At 68.6% G+C, this 6,057-nt stretch carries 5 protein-coding genes; all 5 read left to right on the top strand.

Going from position 1 to position 6,057, the window contains the following annotated elements:
• Positions 1-1,449: transglycosylase SLT domain-containing protein (locus ACLFQI_RS10695; RefSeq protein WP_410759210.1), on the top strand; the 1,449-nt coding region annotated here is incomplete at its 5' end.
• A gap of 70 nt (positions 1,450-1,519) precedes the next feature.
• Positions 1,520-3,577: a tRNA uridine-5-carboxymethylaminomethyl(34) synthesis enzyme MnmG gene (gene mnmG, locus ACLFQI_RS10690; protein ID WP_410759208.1), complete on the top strand. Its 2,058-nt coding sequence runs from the start codon at positions 1,520-1,522 to the stop codon at positions 3,575-3,577.
• A 2-nt stretch (positions 3,578-3,579) separates the two neighbouring features.
• On the top strand, positions 3,580-4,317 hold the full coding sequence (gene rsmG / locus ACLFQI_RS10685; RefSeq protein ID WP_410759206.1) for a 16S rRNA (guanine(527)-N(7))-methyltransferase RsmG: 738 nt from the start codon (positions 3,580-3,582) through the stop codon (positions 4,315-4,317).
• The gene (locus tag ACLFQI_RS10680; RefSeq protein ID WP_410759204.1) at positions 4,310-5,104 is read left to right on the top strand and encodes a ParA family protein; all 795 of its coding nucleotides are present in this window, start codon (positions 4,310-4,312) and stop codon (positions 5,102-5,104) included. Before rsmG ends, ACLFQI_RS10680 begins: the two co-directional genes overlap by 8 nt.
• Before the next feature lie 42 nt (positions 5,105-5,146).
• A partial coding sequence (locus ACLFQI_RS10675; RefSeq protein WP_410759202.1) for a ParB/RepB/Spo0J family partition protein occupies positions 5,147-6,057 on the top strand: 911 nt, incomplete at its 3' end.

Genomic DNA, 6,057 nt, shown 5'->3' with positions numbered 1-6,057 from the left:
GTCCTCGCCGCGCTCCTGGCGCTCGGCGGCTGTAACGGAACGGCCCTGCGCGGGGATGGCGTTGGCAAGATCGACTACGACACCAGCGGTCTCTTCCCGGTGCCCGAGGCGATCCAGCCCAACGTCGACTTCTGGCGCCATGTCTATGGGGTCTGGAGCCGGGGACAGGTCGCCTTCCACGACGATGAGCACATGGGCGTGGTCTATGAGGTGGCCGACCTGCCGGGGCCGATCAAGGAAGGGTACACCAATGAGCAACGCGCCTGGCTGAAGTCGCGGCGTGCGTACCACCAGGATCGCCTGCGCGCGCTCGAGCGCAAGGTCCGCGAGCGCGCGCCGCTCAGCGCCGCAGACGAGCGGTTGCTGGCCAAGATCGAGCAGGGCGCGGGCAAGGAGGCGGTCTACGGCGCCTCGCAGCGGTTGCGCAGCCAGCGCGGCGTGCGCGAGCGTTTCAAGCGTGGGCTCGAGATCAGCGGCCGCTACGATCCGGAGTTCCGCAAGATCATGCGCGCCAAGGGCGTGCCGGAAGACCTCGCCTACCTGCCGCATGTCGAGTCCTCGTTCCAGGCGCACGCGCGCTCCAGCGTTGGCGCGGCCGGCATCTGGCAGTTCATGCCGGCAACCGGTCGCGATTACGGGATGCGCGTCGATCGCACCCTCGACGAGCGTCTGGATCCGATCACCTGCGCCGATGGCGCCGCGCGCTATTTGTCGGCGGCGCATCGCAAGCTCGGCAACTGGCCGCTGGCGATCACCTCGTACAACCATGGCAAGGGCGGAGTGGCCAACGCCAAGGCCCGCCACGGCGACGATATCGGCGAGATCGTTCAGCACTACAAGGGCCGCGCCTTCGGCTTCGCCTCGCGCAACTTCTACGCCTCCTTCGTCGCCGCGCGCGAGGTGGCCAGCCACCCCAAACGCTACTTCCCGGAAGGGGTGCAGTTCGAGGCCCCGTGGTCGCATGATCGTTTGGTGCTGACGAGCGCGATGCCGGCCCAGCACGTCGCCAGTTACTATGGCGTGCCCACGGCGAGTCTGGCTCGCCTGAACCTGCATTGGAACGAGCGGGCGGTCAATGGTCACGCCCATCTGCCGGCCGGCAGCACGGTCTGGCTGCCGACCGGAAGCTTGCAACGGGTAGCCGCGCAGCCGCCGGCTTATCGGGATCGGACTGGCGCGTCCTCGCGGGCGGCACTCGTGGCTCGCAACGAGCGCGGCTCGGCGGACAAGGCGGCGAGTCCCGCGCCGAAAAAGGAGACCGCGACACCGGTGGCCAAGACTGAGCCGGCCGCCTCGCCGGTGAAATATCATGTCGTCAAGCCCGATGAAACGCTCTATCGGGTCGCGGTCAACAACGGCATTTCGGTCGATAAGCTGCGCAAACTCAATCAGCTCGGTCCGGATGACAACACCATCCGCGTCGGCCAGAAGCTCAAGATCAGCGGTTGAATCGGTGCCCCAATCGCCGCCGGATTGGCATTATCATGGCGGATCGCCATGAGAGCAGGAACCGAGACGCATGTGGGCAGAACTAGAGTATGAGGTCATCGTCGTCGGCGGCGGCCATGCCGGCACCGAGGCGGCGTTGGCCGCCGCCCGTGTCGGCGCGCGGACCCTGCTGCTGACCCACAATATCGAGACCATCGGCCAGATGAGCTGCAACCCGGCCATCGGCGGGATCGGCAAGGGTCATCTGGTGCGCGAGATCGATGCGCTCGGCGGGCTGATGGCGCGCGCGACCGACCGCGCCGGCATCCAGTTCCGGGTGTTGAACCGGCGCAAGGGCCCAGCGGTGCGCGCGACGCGCGCCCAGGCCGATCGCCTGCGCTATCGCGCGGCGGTGCGCGCGGCGGTCGAGACCGCGCCGAACCTGGATCTGTTCCAACAGGCGGTCGATGATCTGCTGATCGAGTCGACCGGGCAGGGCGAGCGTGTGGTCGGCGTGCGCACCCAGATGGGGCTCGCGTTTCGCGCGCGAACGGTGGTGCTGACGGTTGGCACCTTCCTCGGTGGCAAGATCCATATCGGGCTGAGCAACGCTCAGGGCGGGCGCGCCGGCGATCCGCCGGCGAACGCGCTCGCCGAGCGGCTGCGCGCGCTGCCATTTCGGGTCGAGCGGCTGAAGACCGGCACGCCGCCGCGCATCGCCGCGCGCAGCATCGATTACCGCCGGCTCGATGAGCAGCCCGGCGATCAGCCGGTGCCGGTGTTCTCCTATCTCGGCAGCGCCGCCGAGCATCCGCGCCAGGTCAGTTGCCATATCGCCCGCACCACCGAGCGCACGCACGCGATCATCCGCAGCGGGCTGTCGCGCTCGCCGCTGTATTCGGGCGTGATCGAGAGCATCGGCCCGCGCTACTGCCCGTCGATCGAGGACAAGATCGTGCGCTTCGCCGACAAGACCTCGCATCAGATCTTCGTCGAGCCGGAAGGGCTCGACAGCGGCGAGGTCTATCCCAATGGCATCTCGACCAGCCTGCCGTATGACATTCAGCACGCGCTGGTGCGCTCGATCCCGGGCTTCGAGCAGGCGCATCTGACCCGCCCCGGCTATGCGATCGAGTACGATTTCTTCGATCCGCGCGACCTCGCGCCGTCGCTCGAGACCCAGTGCGTGTCGGGATTGTTCTTCGCCGGTCAGATCAATGGGACCACCGGCTACGAGGAGGCCGCCGCCCAGGGCCTGCTCGCGGGCCTCAACGCCGCGCGTCAGACGCGCGACCTCGAGCCCTGGTCGCCGCGTCGTGACGAGGCCTATCTCGGCGTGCTGGTCGATGACCTGATCACGCGCGGGACCAATGAGCCGTACCGGATGTTCACCAGCCGCGCCGAGTATCGGCTGATGTTGCGCGAGGACAACGCCGACCTGCGCCTGACCGAGAGCGGCCGTCGGCTCGGCTTGGTGGATGATGCGCGCTGGCGCCGTTTCGAGACCAAGCGCGAGGCGATCGCGCGCGAGCAGCAGCGGCTGCGCGACTGCTGGGTGCGGCCGGGGAGCGAGCTGGCGGCGGCACTCGCGCGGCGTACCGGCGAGCGGGTCAAGCGCGAGGCGCGGGCGCTGGATCTGCTGGCACGCCCGGCGGTTGGCTATCTGGACCTGGTCGCGTGTCAGGAGATTGGCGATCCGCTCGCGGTGATTGCGACGCGCAATGCTTGCCGGGCTGGAGGTCCGCATGCAGTGGCGGATGCTGGCGCTCGGGCGCTGCCAGAGGATCGCGACGCGACCGGCGAGGCGACTCTCGGAATCGCCGCTGGCCAGGTCGTCGACGGTCCTGTCGATCAGGCAAGGTGTCCTCATCCGGACGCGCTGGCGATTGCCGAGCAGGTCGAGATCCAGGCCACCTACGGCGGCTATCTGGCGCGCCAGCGCGATGAGATCGAGCGTCAGCGTGGACAGGAGATGCGCGCGCTGCCGGCGGATTTCGATTACGCGCGGGTGCGTGGCTTATCGGCCGAGGTCAGCGAGAAATTGCGGCGGGTGCGCCCGGCGACGCTGGGGCAGGCGGCGCGGATTCCGGGAGTGACGCCGGCGGCGGTGTCGCTGTTGTTGATCCATCTGAAGCGCCTGAGTGCCTGAAGATGGGCGGGGTGACGACGCCAACGGATCGGGATGCGGTGGACGCGGCCGAGCTGCGGGCGCGCTTGGATGCGGGGCTGGCGGCGATGGCGCCGGCGATCGCTGAGGCCCTCGATGAGGCGGCGCGTGGCCAGTTGGTGCATTATCTCCAGTTGCTCGCGCGCTGGAATCGGGCCTACAACCTGACTGCGGTGCGCGACCCGCGCGAGCAGGTGGCGCGGCATCTGCTCGATAGCCTAGCGATCTTGCCCTGGGTGACGCGCGGGCCGGTGCTGGACCTGGGCACCGGGGCCGGGCTGCCGGGGATTCCGCTGGCGATCGCCCGGCCGGAGCTGGCCTTCACCCTGTTGGACAGCAACGGCAAGAAGACCCGCTTCGTGCGTCAGGCGGTGTTGGAACTCGGACTCGCGCAGGTCGAGGTGCTCCAGATTCGGCTTGAGGCATACCGGCCGGCGCGCAAATTCGCTACCATTGTCGCGCGCGCCCTTGCATCCTTGCCGGATCTCTATCGCGGCGCGCGGAACTTGGCCAGCGACGATGCCCGCCTGTTGGCGCTGAAAGGCCGCTTGGCCCGGGAAGAGCTGAACGCGCTGCTCGCATGCCTGCCGGCCGCGGCCGCCACCGCAGCGAGGGCGGTCGGCGCCGAGCGTGCCGAACCCTGTATCCATCCTCTTGTCGTTCCTGGCGTCGACGGCGAGCGCTCCCTGATTGAGGTCCCCCTCGGCACTACCCATGGCTAGCATCAGAACCATTGCCATCGCCAACCAGAAGGGTGGCGTCGGCAAGACGACCACGGCGGTCAATCTGGCCGCGTCCCTGGCCGCCGCCGGTCGGCGCGTGCTGTTGATCGATCTCGACCCGCAGGGCAACGCGACCATGGGCGTCGGCATCGCCAAGAACGAACTCGAACGCACCGGCTGCGATCTGCTCATGGGCGAGGCCGGCTTCGCCGAGTGCGTGGTCCGGCTGGAGGCGCCGGCGCCGGGCTTCGATCTGCTGCCCTCGAACGGCGATATGACCGCGGCCGAGGTGGGGCTGATGCAGTCCGGGCAGCGCGAGCGGGCCTTGGCGGAGGCCCTCGCCGGGGTCGCCGATGCCTATGAGATCGTGCTCATCGACTGCCCGCCGTCGCTGAACATGCTGACGGTGAACGCGCTGGTCGCCGCCGATGGCGTGCTGATCCCGATCCAGTGCGAGTACTACGCCCTCGAAGGCCTGTCGGCGTTGCTCGATACCATCGAGCGCATCCGCGGCAGCCGCAATAGCGGGCTGCGCATCGAAGGCATCCTGCGCACCATGCATGATCCGCGCAACAATCTTGCCAATCAGGTCTCGACCCAATTGGCGAGCCATTTCAGCGATGAGGTCTATCGCACCATCATTCCGCGCAACGTGCGCTTGGCCGAGGCCCCCAGCCATGGGCTGCCGGCCTTGCTCTACGATCGCGGCTCGCGCGGATCGGTCGCCTATCAGGCGCTCGCCAGCGAGGTCCTGCGCCGTCGTGAGCGGACACCGAGCGCGGCCTGACCGCATGCGCCCACCTCGCGACAGTTTGGAGCCGCAGCGCCGATGGCCGCATTAAGAAAGAAAGGCTTGGGTCGGGGGCTCGATGCCCTGCTCGGCGGCGCGCGCGACGCGGCGGCCTTGGCCCCGAACCCGGAACCGACAGCGGCCCATGCCGAGGCGCCGAGCGGGCCTGTCATCAGCGAATCGGTGCGCGAGCTGGCGCTGGATCAGATCCAGCGCGGACGCTATCAGCCGCGGCGCGATTTCGATGCCGAGCGGATGCGCGAGCTGGCCGATTCGATCGCCGCGCAAGGGGTGATCCAGCCCATCCTGGTGCGCCCGCTCGGTGCCGATCGCTACGAACTCATCGCCGGCGAACGGCGTTGGCGCGCGAGTCAGCAGGCCGGCCTCGAGCGCATTCCGGTGGTGGTGCGCGAGGTCAGCGAACAGGCCGCGCTGGCGATCGCGTTGATCGAGAATATCCAGCGCGACGATCTGAATCCGCTCGAGGAGGCCGGCGCCCTGCGGCGGCTGCTCGATGAGTTTGGCCTCAGCCATCAGCAGGTGGCCGAGGCGGTCGGCAAATCGCGCAGCACGGTCAGCAATCTGCTGCGTCTGCTCGAACTCGAGGACGGGGTCAAGGCCTTGCTGGACGAGGGGCGCCTGGAGATGGGGCACGCCCGCGCTTTGTTGGGCGTGCGCGGCGATGTGCAGCTCGAGCTGGCGCGGCAGGTGGTCGCGCGCGGGCTCTCGGTGCGCGAGACCGAGCGCCTGATTCGTCGCATCCAGGTCGAGGCCGAAGCGCCGGCGGGGGCTCCTTTCAAGCCCGATCCGGACCCGAATATCCGCCGCCTGCAAGACGATCTCGCCGAACGCCTCGGGGCGCGGGTGGCGATCCAGCATGGTCGCAAGGGCACGGGGCGGTTGGTGATCAATTACAACAGCCTCGATGAGCTGGACGGCATCCTGGCGCA

It is taken from the genome of Halochromatium sp. (assembly GCF_046541315.1).
Lineage (GTDB): Bacteria > Pseudomonadota > Gammaproteobacteria > Chromatiales > Chromatiaceae > Lamprobacter.
The sequence above is the reverse complement of the archived record's forward strand: the minus strand, read 5'-3'. Positions and strand labels throughout refer to the sequence as shown.

Excerpts from the sequence above, each read along its gene's own strand:
- rsmG (WP_410759206.1), top strand. The coding sequence starts at position 3,580 with ATGGGCGGGGTGACGACGCCAACGGATCGGGATGCGGTGGACGCGGCC.
- mnmG (WP_410759208.1), top strand. The coding sequence starts at position 1,520 with ATGTGGGCAGAACTAGAGTATGAGGTCATCGTCGTCGGCGGCGGCCAT.
- ACLFQI_RS10680 (WP_410759204.1), top strand. The coding sequence starts at position 4,310 with ATGGCTAGCATCAGAACCATTGCCATCGCCAACCAGAAGGGTGGCGTC.